Source organism: Marinobacterium sedimentorum (genome assembly GCF_024267675.1).
GTDB classification, from domain to species: domain Bacteria; phylum Pseudomonadota; class Gammaproteobacteria; order Pseudomonadales; family Balneatricaceae; genus Marinobacterium_A; species Marinobacterium_A sedimentorum.
Genome location: NZ_JALDYX010000003.1, coordinates 70,883 through 95,540, shown reverse-complemented (window position 1 = coordinate 95,540; position 24,658 = coordinate 70,883). Strand labels below are relative to the sequence as shown.

The 24,658-nt window shown below is 52.9% G+C and carries 20 protein-coding genes; 10 read left to right on the top strand and 10 right to left on the bottom strand.

The features are described from left to right. Window positions 1-21: 21 nt before the first annotated feature. Both MRS74_RS04675 and MRS74_RS04670 read left to right on the top strand, forming a co-directional pair. Window positions 22-309: a YcgL domain-containing protein gene (locus MRS74_RS04675; RefSeq protein ID WP_254579122.1), complete on the top strand. Its 288-nt coding sequence runs from the start codon at window positions 22-24 to the stop codon at window positions 307-309. Beyond that, entirely contained in the window at window positions 310-747 is a 438-nt protein-coding gene (locus MRS74_RS04670) for a YcgN family cysteine cluster protein (protein ID WP_254579121.1), read from the top strand. A gap of 224 nt (window positions 748-971) precedes the next feature. Here the strand turns inward: MRS74_RS04670 and rpsA are convergent, their stop codons facing one another. After that, window positions 972-2,651 (bottom strand): 30S ribosomal protein S1, encoded by a 1,680-nt coding sequence (rpsA, locus tag MRS74_RS04665; RefSeq protein WP_254579120.1) that lies wholly within the window; start codon window positions 2,649-2,651, stop codon window positions 972-974. A gap of 285 nt (window positions 2,652-2,936) precedes the next feature. Between rpsA and MRS74_RS04660 the strand changes: the two genes are divergently transcribed. Beyond that, on the top strand, window positions 2,937-3,218 hold the full coding sequence (locus MRS74_RS04660) for a hypothetical protein (RefSeq protein WP_254579119.1): 282 nt from the start codon (window positions 2,937-2,939) through the stop codon (window positions 3,216-3,218). Window positions 3,219-3,228: 10 nt separating this feature from the next. On the opposite strand, the gene MRS74_RS04655 is transcribed toward MRS74_RS04660, so the two are convergent. Beyond that, on the bottom strand, window positions 3,229-3,999 hold the full coding sequence (locus MRS74_RS04655) for a hypothetical protein (RefSeq protein WP_254579118.1): 771 nt from the start codon (window positions 3,997-3,999) through the stop codon (window positions 3,229-3,231). 9 nt (window positions 4,000-4,008) lie between these two features. Continuing rightward, window positions 4,009-6,093 (bottom strand): carboxy terminal-processing peptidase, encoded by a 2,085-nt coding sequence (locus tag MRS74_RS04650; RefSeq protein WP_254579117.1) that lies wholly within the window; start codon window positions 6,091-6,093, stop codon window positions 4,009-4,011. Between the two features lie 172 nt (window positions 6,094-6,265). On the opposite strand from MRS74_RS04650, the gene bamJ reads away from it, so the two are divergent. Further along, the gene (gene bamJ / locus MRS74_RS04645) at window positions 6,266-6,763 is read left to right on the top strand and encodes a BamJ family beta-barrel-assembly machinery protein (protein WP_254579116.1); all 498 of its coding nucleotides are present in this window, start codon (window positions 6,266-6,268) and stop codon (window positions 6,761-6,763) included. A 29-nt stretch (window positions 6,764-6,792) separates the two neighbouring features. Beyond that, window positions 6,793-8,082: a M18 family aminopeptidase gene (locus MRS74_RS04640; RefSeq protein ID WP_254579115.1), complete on the top strand. Its 1,290-nt coding sequence runs from the start codon at window positions 6,793-6,795 to the stop codon at window positions 8,080-8,082. Window positions 8,083-8,484: 402 nt separating this feature from the next. On the opposite strand, the gene MRS74_RS04635 is transcribed toward MRS74_RS04640, so the two are convergent. Further along, complete coding sequence (locus MRS74_RS04635) at window positions 8,485-8,709, bottom strand: hypothetical protein (protein ID WP_254579114.1); 225 nt, start codon at window positions 8,707-8,709, stop codon at window positions 8,485-8,487. A 271-nt stretch (window positions 8,710-8,980) separates the two neighbouring features. Here MRS74_RS04635 and MRS74_RS04630 point away from each other — a divergent pair, with 271 nt between their 5' ends. Next, window positions 8,981-9,598, top strand: a complete 618-nt coding sequence (locus tag MRS74_RS04630) for a LysE family translocator (protein WP_254579265.1) — start codon at window positions 8,981-8,983, stop codon at window positions 9,596-9,598. 85 nt (window positions 9,599-9,683) lie between these two features. Here the strand turns inward: MRS74_RS04630 and MRS74_RS04625 are convergent, their stop codons facing one another. From MRS74_RS04625 to MRS74_RS04615, 3 genes are all read right to left on the bottom strand, one after another. Then, entirely contained in the window at window positions 9,684-11,102 is a 1,419-nt protein-coding gene (locus MRS74_RS04625) for a DUF2264 domain-containing protein (protein WP_254579113.1), read from the bottom strand. Then, a complete protein-coding gene (locus tag MRS74_RS04620) occupies window positions 11,099-12,037 on the bottom strand; it encodes a glycosyltransferase family 2 protein (RefSeq protein ID WP_254579112.1) in 939 nt (312 codons plus the stop codon). The genes MRS74_RS04625 and MRS74_RS04620 overlap by 4 nt, the downstream gene beginning before the upstream one ends. Before the next feature lie 409 nt (window positions 12,038-12,446). After that, window positions 12,447-14,459 (bottom strand): acyltransferase family protein, encoded by a 2,013-nt coding sequence (locus MRS74_RS04615; RefSeq protein WP_254579111.1) that lies wholly within the window; start codon window positions 14,457-14,459, stop codon window positions 12,447-12,449. 780 nt (window positions 14,460-15,239) lie between these two features. On the opposite strand from MRS74_RS04615, the gene MRS74_RS04610 reads away from it, so the two are divergent. The 3 genes from MRS74_RS04610 (at window position 15,240) to MRS74_RS04600 (ending at window position 18,682) form a co-directional block, all read left to right on the top strand. Beyond that, the gene (locus MRS74_RS04610) at window positions 15,240-16,691 is read left to right on the top strand and encodes a sulfotransferase (protein ID WP_254579110.1); all 1,452 of its coding nucleotides are present in this window, start codon (window positions 15,240-15,242) and stop codon (window positions 16,689-16,691) included. A gap of 658 nt (window positions 16,692-17,349) precedes the next feature. Next, window positions 17,350-17,730, top strand: a complete 381-nt coding sequence (locus MRS74_RS04605; protein WP_254579109.1) for a GtrA family protein — start codon at window positions 17,350-17,352, stop codon at window positions 17,728-17,730. Window positions 17,731-17,740: 10 nt separating this feature from the next. After that, window positions 17,741-18,682 carry a glycosyltransferase family 2 protein gene (locus MRS74_RS04600; protein WP_254579108.1) on the top strand — a complete coding sequence of 314 codons (942 nt, stop codon included), beginning with the start codon at window positions 17,741-17,743 and terminating at the stop codon, window positions 18,680-18,682. Window positions 18,683-18,744: 62 nt separating this feature from the next. On the opposite strand, the gene MRS74_RS04595 is transcribed toward MRS74_RS04600, so the two are convergent. The 3 genes from MRS74_RS04595 to MRS74_RS04585 all read right to left on the bottom strand — a co-directional run bounded on the left by MRS74_RS04595 (window position 18,745) and on the right by MRS74_RS04585 (window position 23,506). Then, the gene (locus MRS74_RS04595) at window positions 18,745-20,061 is read right to left on the bottom strand and encodes a glycosyltransferase family 39 protein (protein ID WP_254579107.1); all 1,317 of its coding nucleotides are present in this window, start codon (window positions 20,059-20,061) and stop codon (window positions 18,745-18,747) included. Window positions 20,062-20,208: 147 nt separating this feature from the next. After that, window positions 20,209-21,285 carry a hypothetical protein gene (locus MRS74_RS04590; protein WP_254579106.1) on the bottom strand — a complete coding sequence of 359 codons (1,077 nt, stop codon included), beginning with the start codon at window positions 21,283-21,285 and terminating at the stop codon, window positions 20,209-20,211. A 34-nt stretch (window positions 21,286-21,319) separates the two neighbouring features. Then, window positions 21,320-23,506 carry a right-handed parallel beta-helix repeat-containing protein gene (locus MRS74_RS04585; RefSeq protein WP_254579105.1) on the bottom strand — a complete coding sequence of 729 codons (2,187 nt, stop codon included), beginning with the start codon at window positions 23,504-23,506 and terminating at the stop codon, window positions 21,320-21,322. Window positions 23,507-24,084: 578 nt separating this feature from the next. Between MRS74_RS04585 and MRS74_RS04580 the strand changes: the two genes are divergently transcribed. Next, complete coding sequence (locus MRS74_RS04580; protein WP_254579104.1) at window positions 24,085-24,657, top strand: arsenate reductase/protein-tyrosine-phosphatase family protein; 573 nt, start codon at window positions 24,085-24,087, stop codon at window positions 24,655-24,657. Window position 24,658: the final 1 nt, after the last annotated feature.

Below are 24,658 nucleotides of genomic sequence, written 5' to 3'. Positions count from 1 at the left end.
TGAACAGAGATGAGAGTTGATATGAAGATTTGCAGTATTTACAAAAGTTCGCGCAAGGACGAGATGTACCTTTACGTCGAAAAGCGTGAGCTGCTCACGCGTGTGCCTGAGGCGCTTATCACAATGTTTGGTACGCCGGTGCATCTGATGGATATGCCGGTCAAGCCCGGGCGCAAGCTGGCGCGTATCGATGTCGAGAAGATGCTGGCGGGCATCGCGGAAAATGGTTACTACCTGCAGATGCCGCCGCCCAGGGAAGACTACATGCTTGATCTGTATCCGGATCGTCCTGAAACCGGAGTGCGCTAGGTGGCTCAGGAAGTTTTCTGGCGCAGCAAGTCACTGGAAGAGATGACGTCCGATGAGTGGGAGTCGCTCTGCGACGGCTGCGCGCTCTGCTGTCTGCACAAGATCGAGGATGAGGATACCCATGAGGTGTTCTACACCTCAGTCGTCTGTCATCTGCTTGATCTGGAAACACGGCGCTGCACCCAGTATGAGAAGCGCTGCTCGCTGGTGCCATCCTGCGTCAAACTGCGCCCGGAGGATGTGAAGGAGTTTCACTGGCTGCCCAGAACCTGTGCCTACCGGCTGGTTCATGAAGGCAAGGATCTGCCGGACTGGCATCCGCTGATCAGCGGTCGGGCTGAATCCGTGGCCGAGGCTGAAGCGTCTGTGCTGAGTTGGTATGAGGTTAAGGATAATCAGATCAGTGAAGATGACTTTGTCGACTACGTTATTGAATAGACGTTATCGAATAGTCTGGCGGTGACGGGCTTGTTAACGGAAAGGGGCGCTGCGGCGCTCTTTTTTGTGGCTGCTGTTTGAGGTTGGTGTCTGAAGTTGATGTTTGGGGGTGTTGCGAAAGCAGCAGCTGCTCGAGGGTTTGTGTGGGCACTCGCGAACGGGTTTGATGGGCATAAAAAAGGAGCGCCGAAGCGCTCCTTTTTTGCCAAACGATAGAGTATCGCTTAGTTGTTTTTCAGCATCTGCTGTTTGATCAGCTCACCGATGGTGGTCGGACCAGCGACTTCAACTTCCTGGTTGCGCACAGAGTTGATGGCTGCTTTTTCTTCAGCCTGATCTTTGGCGCGGATAGAAAGGTTGATGGCGCGGTTGCGACGGTCAACGTTGGTGATCTTGGCCTCAACCTTGTCACCGACTTTCAGTACGGTAGTGGCGTCGTCGATGCGCTCAGCGCTCAGCTCGGACACTTTCAGTACTGCGTCGATACCTTCAGCCAGCTCGATAACGGCAGCTTTGGCTTCAACAGACTTGACGACACCGTTGACGATGGTGCCCTTGTCATTGGCTGCCACGTATTCGCTGAACGGATCGCTTTCCAGCTGCTTGATACCCAGCGAGATGCGTTCTTTTTCTGCGTCGATGGACAGGATGACAGCTTCAACCTCTTCGCCTTTCTTGAACTGGCGCAGGGCGGCTTCAGCATCGGCTTCCCAGGTGATGTCAGACATGTGAACCAGGCCATCAAGGTCGTTATCCAGACCTACGAAGATACCGAAGTCAGTGATGGTCTTGATGGTACCGGAAGCGCGGTCGCCAGCAGCGTGCTGCTCAGCGAAGGAAACCCACGGATTGCCGGTGCACTGCTTGATGCCCAGGGAGATGCGGCGACGCTCTTCGTCCACATCCAGTATCATCACTTCGACTTCGTCGCCGATCTGCACGACTTTGGACGGGTGGATGTTCTTGTTGGTCCAGGACATTTCGGAAACGTGTACCAGGCCTTCAACACCGTCTTCGATCGAGGCAAAGCAGCCGTAATCGGTGAGGTTGGTGATGCGTGCAGGTACTTTGCTGCCGGACGGGTAGCGGGACTTGATAGCTTCCCACGGATCTTCGCTCAGCTGTTTCAGACCCAGCGAGATACGGCCAGTTTCCTGGTCGAACTTGATGATCTTGACAGAGATCTCGTCGCCCGGGTTCAGCATTTCGCTCGGGTGAGAGATGCGCTTCCACGCCATGTCAGTGATGTGCAGCAGGCCATCAACGCCGCCCAGATCAATGAAGGCGCCGTAGTTGGTCAGGTTCTTGACGTAACCCTTAACCACCTGGCCTTCTTGCAGTGCAGCCAGCAGCTCGTCGCGTTGAGCGCTGTTGGCTTCCTGCAGGACCGCACGACGCGAAACAACGATGTTGTTGCGCTTGGGATCCAGCTTGATCAGTTTGAATTCAAGTTCCTTGCCTTCCAGGTGGTCGACATCGCGTACGGGACGCACGTCAACCAGGGAGCCCGGCAGGAAGCCCTGAATGTTGTTGATGCTGACAGTGAAGCCGCCCTTGACCTTGCCGCTGATGTAACCGGTAACGGTTTCTTCGGCTTCGAATTTGGTCTGCAGTACTTCCCAGGCTTCAGCGCGTTTGGCTTTTTCACGGGACAGGCGGGTTTCACCGAAACCGTCTTCTACCGCTTCCAGAGCGACCTTAACCGTGTCACCGATCTTGATTTCAAGTTCGTTGTTATCGTTAAGAAACTGTACGCGCGGGATAACGGCTTCGGATTTGAGACCTGCGTTAACAGTAACCCAGTCGCTGTCGATGTCGACAACTTCACCCATTACGAGGGTGCCCGGAGTCATATCTACGTTTAGCAGGGATTCTTCAAATAGTTCAGCAAAGCTTTCGCTCATGAATAGGTCCTATGGTAAGTCGGCGACCCGTTTAGGAATAGGGCGGCGCGAACTTTCTATACCGTCAGCTGTATAGGTCAGATTAATCATAAAGCGGCGACGGTCTCCGTTGCTGACGGGACACCGATTTGCCGCAATAAGGGAGCCATATTGTACAGCTAATGTGCCTGTTAAGATAGCGTTCGGGTGCCTGTTGTCGTTATAATTGGTTTCAGTTTCAAACCCCAGCAGAGTGCTTACCAGGATTACATGACAAAAACCGATATAGAAGCTCAGATCGCAAAGTTGCAAGAGCTAGAAGCCAGCATTACCGAAAGCAAGCGCGAGCGCATTGAAGAACTTGCCAGCGAGCGTGCCCGCAAGTCTGAAGAATTTGCCGCAGAGCTGCGCGAAAAAGCGCGCCTCAAGCAGGAACGCGAGCAGCAGCGCCAGGAAGACCTTGCCCGTATTCAGGAAGAGCAGAAAGCCGAAGCGGCGCGCAAGCGCGAAGCCAAGGAAGCTGCCAAGCGCGAGCGTGTTGAAGCTCAGCGTGCTGAAGCGCGTGCGCGTCTGGCCAAGAAAAGCTGAAGCGGCTCGTCTAGAGCAGGGTGTCGAGTGACTGGCGTAGCGCCAGCTGACACGGCTTGATGACCGTTAAAAGATCCTGGCGCAGTGCTGTCGAAAGCAGGGATCTGTCGTTCGTCCTCAGATACTGTGCCAGCATGCGCTCTTCGAGGCTGCTGTTTGCAGCAACCTCGACGGCATCCCCGGTACAGAAAGCGTAGCCCGGCAAATAGTCGTTCATGATGCGGTCATGCTCAGCCTGATCCAGCATGAGTCTTTTTTGCTGTGCAAAACGCCGGTATTCCTGCGCGGATGCTATCGCCATGATGTCTATTTGCAGGTCGGAGAAGCGATCTGCGTCAGGCAGTCTTCTCAGGTATGATCTCAGGTCGGTCTCGACCTGAGAGATCTTCTGGTCGAAATTTTTTGGTGCGAAATACTCGTTGAGTTGCCTGTATTCCTGCAGCGACTTGACCTGTTCCTGCGCTGAGTCCAGCTGTGCCTGCAAGGTCTGATTGGCTAGCGTCAGCTTTTCCTTTTCTTCAGTCAGGTTGTAGATCAGCTGCTGTACCGGTGTGGGCGTAGAGCTTTGCATGCGTGCCTTGAGCTGTTCGCTGCTCGGTGCCTGGTTCAGGCCAGTGCCAGGGGTGCCGGCATTGGAATAGCCGAGTTGCTCAAGCTCTAGCTGGGTGGACGCATGTTGTGACTGGATTTTGCGGTAGGTGAAATAGCCGCCACTCGCCAGTGCTGCAATCAGCACTGACGCGCCGGTCAGGATCAGTATCTGGCGGCTGGGTTTGGCCATGGTGGAGTCTTATTCCTTGGCGGAGGCCGTATAGCGGAACGTCAGATCTACCATGTCCAGCAGGATGCGGCCGGTTTCTTCCAGCTGTGCTGTGGATTCTGGGCTGATGGGGCGTCCCTGCTCATCTTTTTTCAGTTCGTCTTCCAGTTCCGTCAGTGCGGTGAGCGGCGGCTGCTGCTTGAGGGTGCGGCGCCGGTTCTGAGCATCAAGCTGCCACTGTTCGGCTTCGTCGCGCTCCCTGCGCAGGACAGTTTCGTTCAGCGGGATGGTCTTGTCCTTGGCGGCTTCCGCCAGGTGTTCGACTTGTTCGCGCATGAAAATGAAGTCCGGATCGGTCTGGACCCGTTTCAGGTGGCGCTGGTTGAGTTCATCGAGGAAGTTGTCGACGCCAATGAACTTGCCATGGCGTACTTCCCGCACCTGATCCCAGGGCAGGGCGCCTTCGAGTGCGCTTTCGCCGATATCCTTTTCGTTATACAGGCTTGGCAGCGTGATGTCGGGCACGACGCCCTTGTGCTGGGTACTGTCGCCGGAAATGCGGTAGAACTTGGCGTGCGTCATTTTGAGCTGGCCGTGACGCAGGGCGTGCAGCGACTGCACGGTGCCCTTGCCGAAGGTCTGGCTGCCGACGACAGCGCCGCGGCGATAGTCCTGAATAGCACCGGCAAAAATTTCCGATGCCGAAGCGCTGAGGCGGTTGACCAGAACGGCCAGTGGGCCGTTGTAGGCCACGTCGGCATCATAATCGCCGAGGATGTCGATGCGACCATTGGGGTCGCGAATCTGTACCGTGGGGCCGCGGCTGATAAAGAGGCCGACCAGTTCGTTGGCTTCACGCAGCGAGCCGCCACCGTTATCACGCAGGTCGATCACTAGCCCCTGAATGCCTTCCTCGGTGAGTTCCTTGATGAGTTTCTCGACATCGCGGGTGGTGCTTTTGTAATTTGGGTCGCCGCTTTGCAGGGCGGCAAAATCAATATAGAAAGCCGGAATCTCGATCACGCCAAGACGATAGTTCTGACCCTGGTAGTCGAGTTCCATGATGCGTTTCTGGGCGGCCTGTTCTTCAAGTTTGACCTTGCTGCGCACGATACGCACTTCCTTGCGCTTCTGGCGGTCGTTGCTGCCGGCGGGGTCGACCTGCAGGCGCACAACGGTATCGGCCGGACCGCGTATCTTGTCGACAACGTCGTCCAGGCGCCAGCCGACGATATCGACCATTTCGCCATCATCGCCCTGGGCCACGGCCACGATGGTATCGGAGGCCTTCAGCTGGCCGGTCTTGTCGGCAGGCCCGGACGGTACCAGGCGTACGATCTTGGTGAATTCGTCATCGCTTTGCAGTACCGCACCGATGCCTTCCAGTGACAGACTCATGTTGATCTGAAAGTTTTCCGAGTTGCGCGGCGAGAAATACTGGGTGTGAGGGTCATAACCCTTGGATACGGCATTGATGTAAGTCTGGAAGACGTCTTCACTTTTCATCTGTTCGGCGCGGTGCAGCTGGTAGCGGTAGCGCTTGAGCAGGGTTTCGGTCGTATCGGCCAGATTCTTGTCCGCCAGTTTCAGGCTAAGGGCGGCATTTTTGAGGCGTTTGCGCCACAGCTTGTCCATTTCCTCCTGGGTCTTGATCCAGTTGGCGTTGGTGCGATCTATGTCCAGGGTTTCATCAAAGTCGAACTGTACGCCGTCCAGGCCGCTTTCCAGTTCGGCGATCATGAAGGTCAGGCGTTCATGCATGCGCTGCTGGTAGCGGTTGAAGATGTCGTAGGCGTCCTTGAGTTCTCCGGCCTGGATGCTGTCATCCAGGGTGGTGCTCAGGGGCTTGAATTCGGCAACATCGCTGGCGTAAAAATAGCTTTTGCTGGGGTCGAGGTCTTCGAGATACTGATCCAGCAGCTGGCTGGAGAAGCTGTCGTCTATGGTGACCTTGTTGTAATGTTCGCGCGTAAGAGAGTCGAGAATATCGAGTGTGGTTTGTCGATGAATCGCCTCGGGCGCAAGTACTTCGGGCGCGGTGCTGCTGGCGTTCGCGCTTTGCAGCAGAAATGACAGCGCCAGGGTCGGAAGCAGAAAAAGAGTTCGATTGAGCATATCGGTTCGGTGCGTCCCAGTAGGCCAGGTAGTTGAGTCTTCAGACAGGCTAATAGCCTGGCAAGTTCAACCAGTACAGGTTACAGAGTGTAGTCATCGCGTGTCCTAATGTAAAATCAAGCGTTTACGGCGCTAGCAGGGTGAGTTTCAGATGCAAATAAGAGCAGTAAGGTTGGCGCTTTTGGTCGTGATGGGGGCTGCGCTGATAGGGTGTGGCGATGACTCTGAGGAGGCAGCATTTCGCGCCGAGTTGGTCGACAAGGCACGTAATGATGACAATCAGCGCGCCGGTCAGTCATTTCTGGCGAGCAACGCTCAGGTTGAGGGGGTTGTGACGCTGCCCTCGGGCTTGCAGTATCGCGTACTGGTGCCGGGCTCCGGCGCTATGCCGGGTGCTACCAGTACGGTGCGGGTAAATTATGAAGGCATGCTCATCGATGGCACTGTGTTTGACAGCTCCTATGCCAGGGGCGAGCCGGTGAGTTTTCCGCTGAACCGGGTTATACCGGGCTGGACCCAGGGGTTGCAGCTGATGCGCGAGGGCGCGCAGTGGATGCTTTATTTGCCGTCTGAGCTGGCGTACGGCATGTCGAGCCCGACGCCGAGCATAGCGCCGAATTCGGCGTTGATATTCAAGGTCGAACTGCTTGCGGTTGAGTCGTCGCAGTAGTCGTAATCGCATTAAGCAGGGGTAGAAGGATGCAGCAATTTAATCAGCAGCTGATGGATTTTCTGGGCGCCTCACGCACGCCCTATCATGCGGTGGCGCAGATGGTTGAGCGTCTTGAGCATGCGGGCTTTGCAGGTTTGCAGGAGCGGGATGCCTGGAGTCTCGAGCAGGGCGGGCGCTATTTTACCACCCGTAATGGCTCATCCATTATTGCCTGGGTTATGCCGAATGCGGCCAAGCTTGAGGAGTCAGGTCTGCGCATGGTGGGGGCGCACACGGATTCTCCCTGTCTCAAGGTCAAGCCTGCGCCTGAGCTGCACCGCAACGGATACCTGCAGCTGGGTGTCGAGGTCTATGGCGGTGCTCTGCTGAATCCCTGGTTTGATCGCGATCTGTCGATTGCAGGGCGGGTCAGTTACCGTCGGGCTGACGGGGTGCTGGATCAGGCGTTGCTGGATTTCGACCGTCCGGTTGCAGTGATACCCAGTCTGGCCATTCATCTGGACAGGGAGGTGCATACCGCTCGCACCATTAATGCGCAGACCTATCTGCCGGTGATACTGGGGCAGGCGGGGGATAAACTGGATTTCAGGGGGCTGCTCAAGCGGGAGCTGGAGGCGCAGGGAGTATCCGGGATTGATCAGGTACTGGATTATGACCTGTCACTTTATGATACCCAGGCGCCGGCTTTGCTGGGGCTTGATTCTGAATTCCTGTTGTCGGCGCGTCTGGATAATCTGTTAAGCTGCTTTGTTGGTCTGGATGCATTGCTGGGCAGTAATACCGAACAGGGCGCTCTGCTGGTCTGTAACGATCATGAAGAGGTGGGCAGTATGAGCGCGGCGGGCGCTCAGGGCCCCATGCTGGCCCACGTGCTCGAACGCTTGCTGCCAGAGCCCGAGGCGCGGCAGCGGATGCTGGCTCGCTCCATGCTGATTTCTGCGGACAATGCCCACGGGGTGCACCCCAACTTTGCCGACCGTCACGATGGTAATCACGGGCCCTTGCTTAACGCAGGCCCTGTTATCAAGGTCAATGCCAACCAGCGTTACGCGACGACCAGCGAGACGAGTTCGATATTCCGTGATCTGGCGGCACAGGAAGAGGTTCCGGTGCAGTCCTTTGTCGTGCGTACCGACATGGCCTGCGGCAGTACCATTGGTCCAATTACTGCGGCGGAAATTGGAGTCAGGGCGCTGGATATAGGCGTGCCGCAGTTTGCCATGCACTCTATCCGGGAAATGGCGGGTGCGAGGGACTCCTGGAACCTGTCGCGGGTGCTGCGCCGCTTTTATGTGCAGACGTCGCTGGGTGGCTGAGGCAATAATGACGGCGTCAATTGCCAGGCAGGGGCTTCGGCATTTGGCCTGGCAAATTCGCCGATGTCTGCGATAGGGTATGCCGCATTAAGTGGATTCAGTTTGCCCGTGATGGTCAGGATTTGTGAGGTGCTGCGCGTTATTGCTGGGGGCTTGTGTGGAGGGCTTGCGGTGCAGGCAATGCGTTGTAAGGATGCGACGCGGTCACAGTGAGTTACTGCGTGCGTTATTGCATGGCTGTGCATATTTATGAAAATGTGCAGTGAGAGGCTGCACAAATAACGAGCTTTAGAGCTGGGGTGTCTGCAGTCCGGGGTGTCCGGATCGAGTGTGTTGCGTTTTCATGCAGCGCCGCCCGGTGTTTCTGTCTTGGGGCTTTGCTGCATGATTGCTGACATCGGATTAACGTCCGAGCAGGGATTCGAGGTTCTGAGTGCGCTTGAACTTGAACAGGTTCAGTGCGGCAGTGAAGACGGCCTTGATCTTCTGCTTGGTTTCTTCGCGGCTCTTCAGGGCGCGGGCGGCTTCGAATTCGCGCGCCATGCGCATGAAGTATTCCTGTTCGCTTTCGCGACGGTTCTTGTTCTGGCTGGTGGAGAAGTCGAACGGATAGTATTGAATCTGCATGATGTTTCCTTCTGTATGGTATGCACCTTGGTGGTGCTTGATCTGTCTGTGCGCACTGTTTTGGCGCGCATCTGTTTAGGCGTGCAGATTATCCAGAGTTGGTCCCGGCGGCAAACGATGCTTTCTCAGCTCATTGATGAAATATTCTGTTCAATCTATGTTATTCAGGGCGGCGGCTAGTTGCCGGAGCTACTTCGCCTGCGCGGTAATGGTTGTCCTGGGCGTTTTCTGTGCTCAATTTTTGTGCTGAGGGTATTTCATGGACGGAATTATGAATCTGGCGGTGCTCGCGATCTTTATTCCAACCTTTTTCTTTGTCTCTATTACGCCGGGCATGTGCATGACGCTGGCGCTGACCATGGGGATGAGTATTGGGTTGCGCCGCACCCTCTGGATGATGCTGGGTGAGCTCATGGGTGTGGGTTTGGTGGCCGGTGCTTCGGTGCTGGGCGTCGCAGCCATCCTGCTGCAGTATCCGGCGTTGTTCGATTTGCTGCGCCTGGGTGGCGGTGCCTATCTGGCCTATATAGGCGTGCAGATGTGGCGCTCGAAAGGGCGAATGGCGCTATCTGCGTCGGGTGCGACCCATGACGTGACGGCAATTGAGCTTGCGCTGCAGGGCTTTGTCACGGCCATATCCAACCCCAAGGGCTGGGCGTTTTTTATCGCGCTGCTGCCACCCTTTGTTGATCCTAACTACCGGATGGTGCCGCAACTGGCGGTGCTGCTGTGCATTATTCTGCTGATCGAGTTCTGCTGTCTGCTGATGTATGCCGCGGGCGGAAAAACTCTCAGCCGCTTTTTGCAGCGCAGCTCGAATATTCGCCTGATGAACCGTGTGGCGGGGTCGCTCATGCTCGGTGTTGCGGTATGGCTGGCGTTTGGCTAGGCCGTCCGAGAATGCGGGCCGTAGCGAATGTTCACCGGCGTTGTGGCGAAGGGGGGCGCCGGGCCGGGGCATCACCTGCGATCGCTTATCGGCGGTAGGCATCCAGCCGGGAGTCAAACTCCCGTAAGCCTTGTCCGAGCAGGTTATTGGACGGGCGGCAGGCGACCCCATAGGCCCACTGTCTGAGCTTTTCCCGCAGGGACTGCTGCCTGGGGGTTATTTCGCTGCTGCTGTAGGGGTGATCATAGAATATGACCTGACTGAACCTCTTGTCGGGATAAGTTGCCAGCTGCAGTCCGGCTTCACTGATCTGTATTTCGACCTGACGCTCCTGGGCGGGCAGTGGCGCAGGTCGGACCCGGGACCAATCCATTGACAGCGACTGGTGATAGAAGATCACCAGGGAGCGGGTGGACCAGAATGAACTGGCCGGGCCACTGTAGGGGTCCAGCCATCTCAGGTCATCGTCAAAAACCCCCTGGGTCGGTCGCCCCAGACGTACCCCTCCCTGCTGGATGAAGTAACGCCAGCAACTGTCCAGAGCAGTTAGTGCCATGCCGGAGGGGAACTCAAGGGGGTTGAGTTCGGCGGCCATCAGCAGTGGGGCTGGGGTGGCCATGCGGTAACATAGGCTGCGGCCGAAAAGGACGACCCCATGGTCGCTAAAGAGGTATTGGTACCAAGCCCCGTATTGCCGGACTGAATCGTGGATGAAGTGCGGATCAAACTGGGGGTCGATCTTGTCCAGCCAATAGAGGCTGTAGTGGAAAGCCCAGGCATTGTACAGGTCGACCATACCGCCCTCGCCATCGACAAAGCAGCCGTTGCCCCGGTAGAACGATTTGATCCTCCGGTAGCGGCTGGCACTGGTAAAACGGTGGCTGGCGTCGAGTGCTTCGACGATCTTGTCCACCAGGATTACGAACAGGTGCCAATTGTTGTCGGCGGTCTGTTTGCCGATGACCTGTTTCAGCCAGGCCAGGACCCGTTGTCGTTGTGTATCGGCAAGTTGCTGCCACAGACTGTCCCGTATAAGCCAGACGGCCAGGGCTATATCCCCCGCCTCGCAGATCAGGGTGGAGCGGTGGCCTATATCCCCCCAATAGCCGGAGTGATCCGGATCAGTACCGTTGACCAGCGCGCGAAGAATCTGCACGTCCATTGCCGCTCGCAGCTTTGAGTCAGCCAGGGGGGCGTTACGGTAGGCCGCCCAGAGCGGCAGCAGCCGCGTCACTCCCTCGATACCGTCGTTGCGTGCCCCGTAGATGCTGCCGGCACCCGGGTAGTAAGCCAGGGTGCCGGTATTGTGCAGATAGTGCTGGTGGGCGTCCCAGAAGTAATGAATCAGGGTTTCGAAGCTTGAGCAGGGATCACTGCTCGGGCCGGCAAAGTGGGTTTTCAGCAGATCATCCTGACCACGGAAAGGGGATTTGCCGAACAGCTTTCGATGCCAGAGCTGCTTGTGCATGCGGGCGATCTTCTCCAGGTCGCGCCTGTGGATCATGCCGGTGAGCGATCCTGGTGCAGTTTCACCAGGCAGCGGACGATGAACTTGTAGCTACTGAAGCTCAAGGGGGCCTTTCGCCGGGCGATATTGAAGGCTTTCAGCGCCCTGCGATACCACCCGGCCAGGAAAAGTTCATAGCCGTATTCGAACCAGACATTGTAAAACAGCCGGTTGAGTTTGCCCTGACTGATGGAGCGGCCATCACGGCTGCTTGTCCCGTGGGTACACAGGTTGTGCTCCATAATTTCGGCCCGGTAATTACGCAGGTGGGGCTTGTGAGAGATGCTTTCCTCGTTCTTGCGGTAATAGGCGTAGTTACTCTCCAGTTGGGCGATACGGGTGTGGTGCGCCAGTTGCAGCCAGAAGTCGTAATCCTGCCCGCGCCTGAAGTCGGGATTGAAACGGACCTTTTCGAGCACCTCAACGCGAACGAGGGCGGCAATGATGTGGTACCAGGAACACTCGAACAGGGTATGGTAAACCCACCCGGACATTGCCTCGTTGATCACCGGCTCAGAAGTACTGTCCACAGGAACGGCCGATTTCAGTTTGAAGTGCTGGTCCACGTGTTGGAAGCGGCCAGTCGCGACCCCGTACTCCGGATGCTCCTCCAGAAAACGGACTTGCTGGTGCAGCCGGTCAGGGGACCACAGATCATCGCCGTCATTGAACGCTATGTAACGCCCTTTGGCCTGTTCGATGCCGGTATTGCGAGCCACTGCCGACCCCGAATTCGGTTGGTAAAAATAATGGACCTGGCCACCGAAGCTTTCCACTACCTGCCGGGAATGGTCACTGCTGCCGTCATCGACAACGATAATCTCCTTGTTCGGGTAGCTTTGGTCAACGACGCTCTGAATGCATTCGCCAATGTACTTCTCACCGTTGTACACGGGAATGATGATCGAAACCAAGGGGAGGTCGTTGTGCATCCTGTCATCCCGTCTGGAATCATGCGTAATGATTCAGGGTGATCAAATAGGGGCTTGCTGTATCGACAGACGTTAGTACAGTTTACTTTTGTATCAATATCAAGCTCAGGGAGCAGCAGGGCCGGCACAAGCGCAATCGCTCTTTGCTTACCACGGGGTAGCCCAGACGGGCTTCCCTTTTTCGACGGACCTGATCGGAGGAGTGGTCACCCTGGATCCAGGATAAGCCAGTCTCTTCGCTGCCGCTTCTCCGACAGGCCCCGGCAAGCCTTCAAACGGTGTCCTGATACCCGCTTGCGCTGGAAGCCAGAAATCGATCGGGACCTATTCGCAGTTTCTCTGTTATAGACAGCGGTTCCAAACAAACTTATTTTTCATAAGCTCGAAGTGTAAATAGTTATCTTTAAAATTAGCCATTGCGGATAGGCGGAGTTTTTTTGGATGGTTTTCTCACTAACTCATCAAATGCATCAATAAATGCTTGAGAGACATATTCTGACCCAAAGGTCGATAAATGATTGTCATCGCGATAAAGTGGTGTATTTTCAAAATATACTTGGCAATAGCTGGTATTGCACAGATAACTATCAGGAGTGACTAAACCTATAGACCTTTGTTGCTTCAACTGGCGAAAAAACGCAGCAGCCTGTTCTGACCTAGCTCGATACTCCTTCAGAGTTGGCGCAATGACAGTGTTGATATCTTGGCCAGTTAAATGAGTTACAACATTAGCGGAGGGGACATCATAACCAACTTCAGGTACCGGAGTAACAATTAATACTTTTTTATTTAACTTCTGTAATTCTTCGATTGTTCTTGTTAAACCTTTCTTGAAAACTTCAAAGTTTGATAATTCGCCAGTGCCATCAGATTCCAAATCCACTAGTTGAACTGAGTTCCCTGCTTCATTTTTATAACGTGTACCTTGGGAGGATAGCGTCCATCTTGCTGCCAATATAACAATTTCAAGCGTCGGTTCAGTCGCTATATGCTTAAGAACTCTTTGATTGAAATCATTACAGGACTCTCTTCCTGATCGCTCTACACCTAACAGTGGAGGACAGGCGGAGCGCGTTGCAATTTCGCCTCTCAACCCCATATGACTTGCGCTCGAATTTACCCCTGAAGCCAAGGCTCTTGCGTGTGAATCGCCCCACAAAATAAATTTTACTTGCTCGTGTGTACTACCTAAATTGCAAAGTTCGTGATTATAACTGAATCTTTCGACCACATCCTCACAGGTATGCCAATGATGCCATTCAGGGTCTTTTGCATAAGAATCAGAGCTAACCCCCAGTCTTTTAGGATAACCTTCATTAAATACCAAAACGAGGCCGATAAATATAATAGAAATAGAAGCAATTGCTGAAGCACTGAAGAGCGTATTCTTTTCGTTAAAAAAAATCTTTTTACGAAACGGTGTTTCAATATACTTCCAGGAAAAAACCGACAGGATAAAGGTCGCGAAAATAGCCCCTATCATGACAGAGAAAGTCAATTCTTTTATGAAAAAAATTTTAGTATAGACAAGGACAGGCCAGTGCCACAGGTACAGCGAGTACGAAATAAAACCCACAAAAACTATCGGGGGTAGACTAAAAAACCTAGAGATAACTGGTCGAATACTTGTTCCGGAATAAATAATCAAGGCGGCCCCAATAGTTGGTAATAAGGCTGCCCATCCAGGAAATCGCGTGTCTTCTGAATAAAAATAAATACTATATCCAATTAATACGATGCCGAGTAGCGAGTATAGTTCGCAAAGAAATGGCTTATGAGTATTCGGTATTATTTTTATAGCCAAGAGGCTTCCAATGAATAATTCCCAAGCTCTGGCGGGAATCCAATAGAATGCGATTGACGAGTTTTTGCTTGTATATGTGATACAAATTATAATTGAAACACACAACATAAAAAACAACCATCTGAAGTAGCGTTTTTCATCTAGATTGGCAATTAAGGCTAGTAGAATTGGAAAGAAAATATAATACTGTTCCTCCACCGCCAATGACCAAGTGTGTAAAAGTGGCTTAAGTTCAGCGGGGCTGTCGAAATAACCGGACTCAAAAAAGAATAAAACATTTGATGAAAATAAAGCTGTTGCGACGGCACTTTTTCCAAGGTCAGCCAAGCTTGTTGGGGAGAGTAAAAAATATCCTGCAACCAGACTTGCTATGACAACGACTAATAACGCGGGTAATATTCGCCGAAATCGACGCTCATAGAATTTCGATATGGTGAAATTTCCTGCGTCTATATCGGACACGATAATCGTTGTTATCAGGTAACCAGAGATCACAAAAAATATATCGACTCCGACATATCCACCACTGAACATGGAAATTCCAAAGTGATAAAAAATCACTGACAAAACCGCCAAGGCTCTTAGACCATCTATGTCAGGCCTGTATTTTTGTGGCATCAATTTTTCCTTGCTAGTTTTGTCAACTAAGCAGAATCTGCGTTGATCTCCAGTGCGCTATAATAGCCTTAGCCGTAGGCTCTTCACGCGTTAAAATATGTTTTGTTATTCAATAATTTACCTCTCAGGTGCTGGGGACTCAACCCTCTTGGATTGCTGGGTAAGATCATACCGCTGCTTCGTAACCGATGTCCTAATAAGTTTCACAACTACTGTTGAACGTCACGATAGCGCCACTTACTCGATGTAGTTTAGCCCAATAGAAAAACATTCCATCTTTGGGAAGTGGATGCGCGTAATAAGGATAGCGCCACGCCAGCGTGGGCACCTCATCCCGGCAGGTACAATAAAGGTGCAGATGTATGCTGTGTCTCATTACATGTACTCAAGCGCGGTAGCGGTCTCGCAGATCCAGACTGGTTTCGATGCGAAAACCTTGCTGACTGTCTCTTATCTGCGACGCTGTACCAGCGCGGGCGGTTGATTGAACCGAATGACTCAGCGAAGCAGGACGGCGACGCCAACGGCGCAGCAAGAAGGGACGCTCGTTAGCCGTTGAGACGGCGAAAAAAGTGGCGGTAGAGTGGTTAGTGGGGCCAGCGGGGATCGGCTATCGATGCAGGGACCCAGCGGCACGAGAGTGTCAGCCTGTGCCTGGGAGGACTGGAAAGCCGGGCACGAATTGACCAAAAAATCGCTATGTACACTGGATAAAATCTTGCTATTGGTTGTACCTGTGTCCCACGAATACCTGACTATCGTAACAGGGAGAATAATATTGTGGCTGGACTAATCAATCGACTGGCAACCTCACTCAAGCTCGATCTGCTTTGGGATAAGCTTGTGGGTCACGGCCTCTATCTGCATGCAATCCGCAATCCAGACATATTATCCCATCTGCAAAATCAGGCGCAGCGTCACTATGCTGACCAGTTGGCTAGCTGGCCGTTCAGCAAGGGATCCGGGATCCGCATCAGTGGCGCGGCGCATATTGAATATCCGAGGGGGTTGGTGGTCGGGAATAACGTGCATATTGACGAAGGCTGTTACCTGGATGCGCGCGGAGGAATATGTATCGGTGACAACACCCATATCAGCCGTAATGTAACGATCTGCAGCAGTCATCCGCGTTTCGAGGGGGATGCTCTTCCCTACGATAATATGCAGGTCGACAAGCCAGTGACTATCGGTAGAAATGTCTGGATTGATATGAATGTCACTATCGTGCCCGGTGTTACCATCGGCGAGGGCGCCGTCATCCGTGTCGGTGCGGTCGTCAGTGAAGACGTCCCGGCATTGGCGATTGTCAGCAGTGGGGCAGCAGTAATTAGCAACACTCGCGAAATATCCCGTTATAAGCAACTGGAACAACAGCGGCGCTGGGCAGGTAACGGTGGCAATTTGCTGACGGAAAAAGCCAAGTTTGCATTCGGTTGTACAGCTGAACAACTGGGCGAGAAAATGTTCTTTGTGCTGGGGACAGGACGGAGCGGCAGTACGGCTATCGCCAAAAACCTGAATCGTTATGCAGGCATCATTTGTCAGCATGAACCAAAATTATCGCTTGTGGCACTATCTACAAATTACAGTCATCGCGAAATCAGTCTCGAGCAAGTCAAGCAGGAATTGATGATGCTGTATTGTGAGCAGTATACATTTCCTGATTTAGTTTACGGGGAATCAGACCAAAAACTCTCTAATCTGGTGCCTGTTTTGCACGATATTCTGCCTAATGCAAAATTTATCTGGTTGCTGCGAAACCCCGTCGATACTATAAACTCCACGTTTTCTCGGGGCTGGTTCTCGGATAACGACCTTTATCCCACTCAAGTGCAGCAGGAAACGTATACCGAAAATTACAAACCGATGTACTCCCAGTATCGGCTGCATGCCGACAAAGCTGGCTTGATGACTGCACAAGAATGGCGGGATATGTCGCCTTTTTCACGTAACTGCTGGTATTGGAGTTACTGGAACGAGATGATTGAATCTCATTTTAAAGCGCTTCCGGATGGGCAGGGTCTGTTGGTTAGACTGGAAGATCTGCAATTTCAGATGCCGGAGATACTGCGCTTTCTCAGTTTGCCTTTTGATGTATCGTTGGAAGTACAGCAAGCCAATAAAGCTGTATATATACTATCGACTCAAAGCGACTGGTCAGCCGATATGCAGGCTGATTTCGATCGTATTTGTCTGCCGAATTACCGTCGTTGGTACGATCTGGAACAGTAATCTTTGCCGGAAAATTTGCAGCCAAAAAAATTGGAGCAACCCGTTATCCTTGGTTCTGCCTGGCTTCCTCCCCGGACCCATAAGTGCGTGCCGTTATTCTCCATTTTCGTAGCCGTTTTCAGCGAATAAAAGTGCTTCGCTGCCATCCGTCAGGTTTCTGGCCTGAATGAGTTGATGTGCTCATCGCATTGCTGCGACAGGCGCTGAAAAAGGGATGCCGCTTGTCCATCCAGAGCTGCAACTCATTTGTTGCACTGCCCGGCTCCTGCTAGGATAGCGCTGCCCGATGACAGCCTCCAAACACGGCGAGGGCGCCGGTTCTCCGACTCTGGCCAGGATAGTTGCGCGTACGCTGGCGCTCGCTGTCAGCGAAGACCGGCTATCGCTTCATGCCGCGCGCCCTTATTGTCAGAAGGTGCGGGGGCTACTCGCGTTTTTCTTAGTGTAGTCTCGCGTCCAGAGGGCGAACACATCAAGCCGTGGCGCCAAATAGGCCGGCAGGACTCGCATTAAGCTGATTCCATGTTGCGGTAGACTGCTGCCGTACTATGCTGTCTGTGTGTTTTGGTAAGTAGCTTGTGGTTTAGGTTAGACGTTTTGGATTAGATAAAAACACGAGCTGAGTAGACATCCACGTCATGGAGCGGGGGACAGAAAATTGATCGCTCACCTCATAAAATTTCTTGGCGTAGGTGCATTCGCTACGCTGTTGCAATATGTCATTCTGATTGCCCAAGTCGAACTCTTTGCGATTGACGCAGTCCTCGCGTCCTGTATTGGTTTTGCTATCAGTGCCATCTTCAATTATCTGCTGAACTACTACCTGACATTCAATAGCTCGGAGCGTCACAGCGTCGCAGCCCTGCGGTTCAGTATGGTGGTGAGCGTCGGGCTTATCCTCAATGCGACACTGATGTTTGTATTGCACACAAAAATCGGTATGCAATACCTCATCGCACAAATTATAGCCACGCTGGTGGTGCTCTGCTTTAATTTCCTGGCCCACCGGAATTGGACCTATAAAGCGACCTCAGACTGAAGACACAACTATGACACTACCCAAGTTAAACATTGTCGTTCCCTGTTATAACGAGGAAGAAGTGCTTCCTGAAACGGTAAAGCAGTTAGGTGGCTTGCTGACTGATCTGATCGATAAGGGCAAAGTCGGTCCGCAGAGCAAGTTATTAATGGTAGATGACGGCAGCAGGGACGCAACCTGGGAACAAATTGCCGGCTTTGCTGAGCAGTATGAATGGGTCGGCGGTATCAAGCTTTCGCGCAACCGGGGGCACCAAAACGCGCTGCTTGCGGGGCTGCAGATTGCCGATGGCGATGCCGTGGTCAGTATCGATGCCGACCTGCAGGATGATATCCGGGTGATTGAAACGATGGTTGACCGCTACCACCAAGGCTATGAGGTGATCTATGGAGTGCGTGACGATCGATCCACCGATAGCTTTTTTAAGCGTTTCTCCGCGGAATTCTATTACAGGGTGCTTGCGCTCATGGGCGTGGAGATTATATTCAATCATGCCGACTATCGGCTGCTCAGCCGACGCGCACTTGATGCACTCAAGGCACACGATGAGGTCAATCTGTTCCTGCGCGGAATTGTTCCCACGTTGGGCTATAAATCCTGTCAGGTTCCCTATCAACGCAGTGAACGCTTTGCCGGCGAGTCAAAATATCCGCTCAGAAAAATGCTGGCACTGGCCTTCGATGGTGTCACTTCTTTTTCGGCGGTGCCATTGCGACTGATCGCCCTGTTGGGCATTTTGATGTTTGTGGCGAGTATCGGTATTTCTATCTGGGCGTTGTGGGTCAAATTTTTTTCTGACACTGCAGTCCCAGGTTGGACATCTTCTGTCCTGCCCATGTATTTTCTGGGTGGAATTCAACTCCTAAGTCTTGGCGTTGTGGGTGAATATGTTGCCAAGATATATATGGAAATCAAGCGAAGACCGCGTTATTTTATTGAGGAAATTTTGTAGGATGCTGGTTGAATTAAGCTCAATATTAACGAGCAGGTAATACTGTAAATATGGATAGAGTGTTAATCTTTAGCGGGAACGATTTTTTTTGTTTTATTAGTTTGAGTCAACCTTTGTAACACAATGGAGGAACAAATCATCAGGTAAGGCATAGCTGCATGATGGTAACGTATTTGACCGGTAAATACGGCTGCCAGTAGAGTCACAAAAATGGGCATGCAAAATAGCAGTCCGGCCCTCATTAATGGTGACTCACGCAGTATTATTGCCTTTGCCACCAAGACTGCACATATTGCACTAAAAAACACTATCACGGCATAATAGATCTGGTTAATGACCTGACTCGCTCGCACTGCAAAGGTGGCGTTTGGGTACTGCCGATCAAAACTCCAAAAGCCATCCGTATCCTTGAGCCATAAATTGAAAGCCTTTTTTGGCATCCATGCCAACCATTCACCGGTATTGTCAGCGATCCAGTTTTTGGCAACCTCCTTCTGTCGCCGATTCAACTCCACCTGCCGCTCGACTCGTTGTTCCCAGGGAATCCCCAACTGTTCAAAAACCGGCGTGTGCTGGTAATCAAAATGATCGCCCGTTACCTGGTCGTTTGCGCCGAGTATCAGGGCGGTGCCCCCATTGGTCGATACCAAAACAAACTCACCCAGCACGGCGTAGTTTCTGGCCGACCAGGGCAAAACGACCAACAGCAGCACTAAATACACCACAGCACCTGCCTGCAGGGCTTGCTTCCAACGATAGGCGGGGTACACAATCCCCAGCGCAAGTACAGCCCCCAGGGGAAAGGCAATCGTCTGTGGCTTAACGAGTGTCGCCACACCAAATACACAACCGCAGATCGCTAACAGCCAAACTTTTTCTCGGCCCTTGATCAACAGCATAAGCGCCAACATGGAAAGCGCAGCGTAGGTCGTTTCCGAATTTGCCGCGCCGTGATAAGCAATGTGATTAGGATAAAAGACATAAGCCAGCAGAGCCACTCTCGCTACCCACTCGTTGTGGGGCAGCTCCCGGGCAAACCAGATGATCAGCCACATGATCAAAGCGGCAGAGAGGGTATTGATTGCCAAGATCGCTACGGGCTGCGAGCCAAATACGGCCAGCGATCCGGCCATGATCGCTGGCCAGCCAATGGGCCAATAGGCCGTCGGATGGCCGCCTTCCTGGTACCCCATGCCCGACAAGAGTTCGCGGGCGCGGGCAAGGTACCAGGCGGCATCGGAGACTGGTTCAATGGGAGCAAGCAGAGCCACAGAAATCCGTATCGTCAGGCCGATTGCAATACAAGCTGGAATAAAGAGTGGGTGGTACAAGACGCGCTGAAAACTTCCCGTCGATGCAGTCGCTGAGTTCGTGGTCAATGACATGTCTCCCTTATGCCTGATTTACCAGCGGTCGATCGAATGAGAGCTTGCTAGCTCGGTAAGTCTAGCTTCGGTAACGAAACTCTGCCATGCATGCAGATCAGATACTCCTTTATTTTTCTGCGAAGTGAAAAAGATTTCTTGTTAATTTTTGCTTTGAAAATGCGGTTTGTATAGCAGTGTCTTATCATCCACAAACAGTATTACGCCCAGTTCGGGAATCGCTGCCGGTACCGGCATTTCGTATTTTCCCCAGGGTGGACGATAGTCAATAACGGACTGATATTGGTTGGTTTTACTGTTGAACTCATACAGTAATCCTTGGTGAAAGATCAGATAAAGTCCGGTGTTGGGGTCCACCACCACTTGGCCGTGCCTGATGGTCATGTCAAAAGGAAGGTCTTCCTGCCGGGTAACTTGGCCATTTCGCTTCAGTGTGACCACGCTTCGACTATCATTGCCAGCGATAAAGATCATCTCATCCAGTTTTGGATTGTAATGTGCAATCGCGTGATAGCCTGAAAAAGGCAAAGTGGTAAACATTTCCCAAGTGTTGCTGTCGGGCCTTAATAGGTTGAGTGGGAATGCTGTTTTACTTCTGATCGGTCGGGTTTCGTGTGATAACAAGCCAAGTCCAGGGAAATACTCGATTGTCATGCGACTTCCCCCTTCGATACGGGTCCAGGTTCCGTCTTGCAAGTGATAGGCGTAGGTATAGCCTCCTAAAGAGGATACATAGAATATACCGTGATCCGCATCTAGTGCATTACGCCCGTACACGTGTCCGAAACCGGTTTTACGGGTGTCTTTAAAGGTGCCCTGGCCCGAGGTATTCCAGCCAAAGGGGCCCGAAAGGATGCGCCATTGATTGCTGTCCTCAGAGTAGGCAATAAATTTGTTTTGCAAGCGAAAACCCATAAACAGGAACTGCCGGGTTTTGGAATCCCATTTCCCATCGTCCGTCCAGCCGGCAATGTGGTGCCAAACTTCCTTGCCCGAATCACGGTGACCGACAAAAACCCGCATAAGTTTGTTGGGCCTTTTGGCCTTGAGTTCAGCCCACTCGCCCGGCTTCATATCATGGGCCAGTTTGGAGAGTTCTGATTCCTCAGCGGATGCCGTCGCAGTAAACAATCCAGCACTGGCCTGATCGTTATCGATGACGAGCCCGTTTATAAGCAAGCTGCTGATGACTAGAGTTAACAAGCTACGTGCGTTCATCGGGAACCTTTCGCTTTTACGCTCTGAGTGGACGTCATTTTGGTAGTAAATCGAATCCGGGTGATATGTCTGGCATCGGGTTTAGTCCGGCTGCCTGACGACTTTCGAACAGGGTATTGTTATGGGACTCTTCCTCAATAGTGCTATCGCCTATTTCCTGTTCCAGCAGGTTATTGTCGCCTTTGCTGACTATGATGTTGTTGCTCAGGGACAGGTGCTCAAGTCCGGTACGCCAGGTGAACAAGCGGTTTTTGTTGGCTTCGGGCGTATCCCGGTCAAAGACGATCAGGCTATCCCGTATGTCGATATCCCCATCCAGCAAACCTTGACGGCAGTTCTGGGGTGTTTCGACACCGACGGAAATCAGGTCCTGGTTGTCGGTAAGTGAGCTGCTTTGAAGCACAGAACTGCTTACCTGGAGGCTTCCTCCGCAGGAGAGGTCTATTACACGACTGTGATTACTTTGTAAGCCCAGCAATTGACTGTTGGTGACCGTCGTGGATTTGGCCCGTGATTTGAGCAGGTGCCCTAGATGTAGTGACCTTTGTAGTCGGGAGTTGACGATATTCAGGTCGTCTATGGCTCCCGCATAAATGATATGGCTTAAGCCTTTGTGCTTGTAGTAGCCGATATCTTCAAAAACGCTGTCCTTTATGCTGAGCCTGCCGCCGCGGTTGTCGGTCATGACCCCGATGGCGGTCTTGCGAATCGTGACGTTTTCCAGGCTGACATTAAAATTGACACCGGTTATGCGGATACCCGCCAGGTTGCCGGTTTGTGCCGCTCCGATTTCGGCGTTGCCTTCGAAGTTGCGTATTGTGACCAGGCTTCCATCTGTGCTGACAATGTTCAGCAGCCCCTTGCTGCCAGAGACTTCCATCAGTTCTACACCCTCGAGATCCAACGTCAGGGGCTTGTCAATGCGCAGACCATAGGGATACAGCCCTGCCGGCAATTTCAACGTCGAATTTTCTTCTGCCCGGTCAACTATTTTTTGAATATTGATATCCGAGAGCTGGCGGCCGAGTTTCGAATCGTCCGGATGCTTGTATATCCAGATGCCGTGGTTGTAACTGGAAATACCGGCAAAATAGTTGTTGCCCAGATGAACCCACTTGCCATAGACCCGTCCTTTCATGCCCCCGTAGGGCCCATTTTCAGCCCAGTTGATGGTACGCCATACCGGGGATGGATCATCGGGATTGAACATGAAAAGGCGGGTGGTGCCATCCCAAATGACAATATAACCGTGCTGATCAAATGCCAGGGACTTACCGGTTCTCATCGGCAGCTTGATGTCCAGCATGATCCTGCCGGAGCTATCGAGGGCAACCAGGCTGTCAAGGTAGACACTCCAGATCCATTTCCGGTGTGAATCATAGACGGCGTTGCCACCTCGACTCTTGTGGTCGTCGTGGAAGAGATGCGGGTCTTGCAGTTGACCGTTTTTATCCTGGTTAACCTTGAACAACTGTTCGTAGCTGCCCAGTATCAGTGTGCCGTCCGGTAACTGAACACTCCTGGCCTTGGGCCAAGTATAGTCACCGATACGCCTCCAGCTCAGGGGCGCCAGGCCATTACGGGTTTCGGATTCCGAGGGATTGAATTCATATTGGTGGAGATCGCTTCCGTCCTGCAAAAAGGTATCCTGGGTGGCATTGTCGTCGTCCCTGATTTGGGCGCCGTTGGCCGGCTGGCCGGCCAGTAATATCATCGTGCCTGTGGTGCGATTGAACAGGAGTCCATCGTTAATGTAAGAGGCCGGCGGTACAGTGCGAATATCCGGGATCCAGAAGCGGCGTTTTTTGAAGGTGGTCCAGTGATCCAGGGGGCTGGGGTTGGTGAGTCTTTTCCAGCTACCGTCCGTTAATGAAAAGCGGTAGACCTCGTTACCACCGTAATCCCTGCCGCCGCCACCCATAAAATAAAACGTCTTATTGTCGCTATCCCATGCGGCGCTGCTCCAGGCGATGAGTACGGCTTTGGGTCCCAGTGAGTGTTGGATACGGCGCTGCTTGGCGGGCCAGACATTGCCGATACCGGGGTTATCCTGGCTTACTCGGAGTTCGCACCAACCAGCATCCAGGTCCTTTAAGACGGCCATGCAGTCGGCCAGGTTTCTGCCGGTTTGGGCGTCGCTGCTCTGGACGGTCTGTGTTGTTTGGCCAGGTAAATCATCACTGCCAACCAGGTTCATGGCCAGTAATACAACGATGATCAAGCTAGCGCCGAGTAAAGTGGTTCTCATGCCATTTGGTGCCCAGATGATTCATTCTGCTAGTTCATGACAGAGTCTAGTCGCTAATCAGGCTACCCACTTTGGCGGCTTGAGGCATCGGCTACTGTGGAACGCGAATGCCGTCAGGTGTTCGCCTGCACTGGCAATGATCATCTGGGTCCTTGGCGGCCAGGAGCTTGAAGGTTAAGGGGGGCTACTGTGTGCCTGGCGGGCATTCGTTTCCATGAAATAAGGACGGCCCGTCGCTATGGCGCTCAGCGCGGACGGCGTAGCCGTCCTATAATCCAGGTTCTGGATATATATCCATGGATTGATCATGCAATAACGTCAAGCCCGCAGGCCAAACCCTTGCAAGCTGAACCCATGCCGGACGCTGGCCCGGCAGGACAAATACGCTGTTTTGCCGGCGTCTGCCGGCGTCTGCCGGCGTCTGCCGGCTGTGTACCACCAGGGGCAACGCCACAGCTTCTGCTACCGGGATCTGAACCTGTCGAAGATAGCCGAATTTAGGATATGAGCCGTACCCAACATTAGAAGCCGGAACAGAAGCCGAATGAACAATGCCCTACATCCATGACAACTTTGCCAGTTTCAAGGGGCTCGTGCGCCTGCTGCTCACAGAGACGGGAGCCCGTGTTGGTCTGGACGATGAATACCGGCAGGTCGATTTCGCCAGGGTGGAGCGTCTGGTATTTGTCTGTCTCGGGAATATCTGCCGAAGTCCCTTTGGGGAATACGTAGCCCACCGACACGGTATCCCCAGCGCAGGTTTCGGCTTGTCGACGACCACCGGTGTGCCGGCCTTCGACCTCGGCGTGGAAACGGCGCTTGAGCGAGGGGTGGACATGCGTTCACACCTGACCACGGATCTTACCGACTTCAATGTGCTGGATACGGATCTGTTGCTGGTGATGGAGTTGCGCCACGCACACCTGCTCAAAGCCAGGCTGGGCGAAAGCCGTGCGCAAATTGCGCTGCTTGGGAACTGGGCCCGGCCCAGACGGTTACATATTCATGATCCTCATATGCATGGCAAGGCCTATTTCGAACATTGTTACGCCGTTATCGAGAATGCTACTGAGAACCTGATCAAACAGTACCTGGCTCACCGGTTGTTCAGGCCAAGAGAGTGAC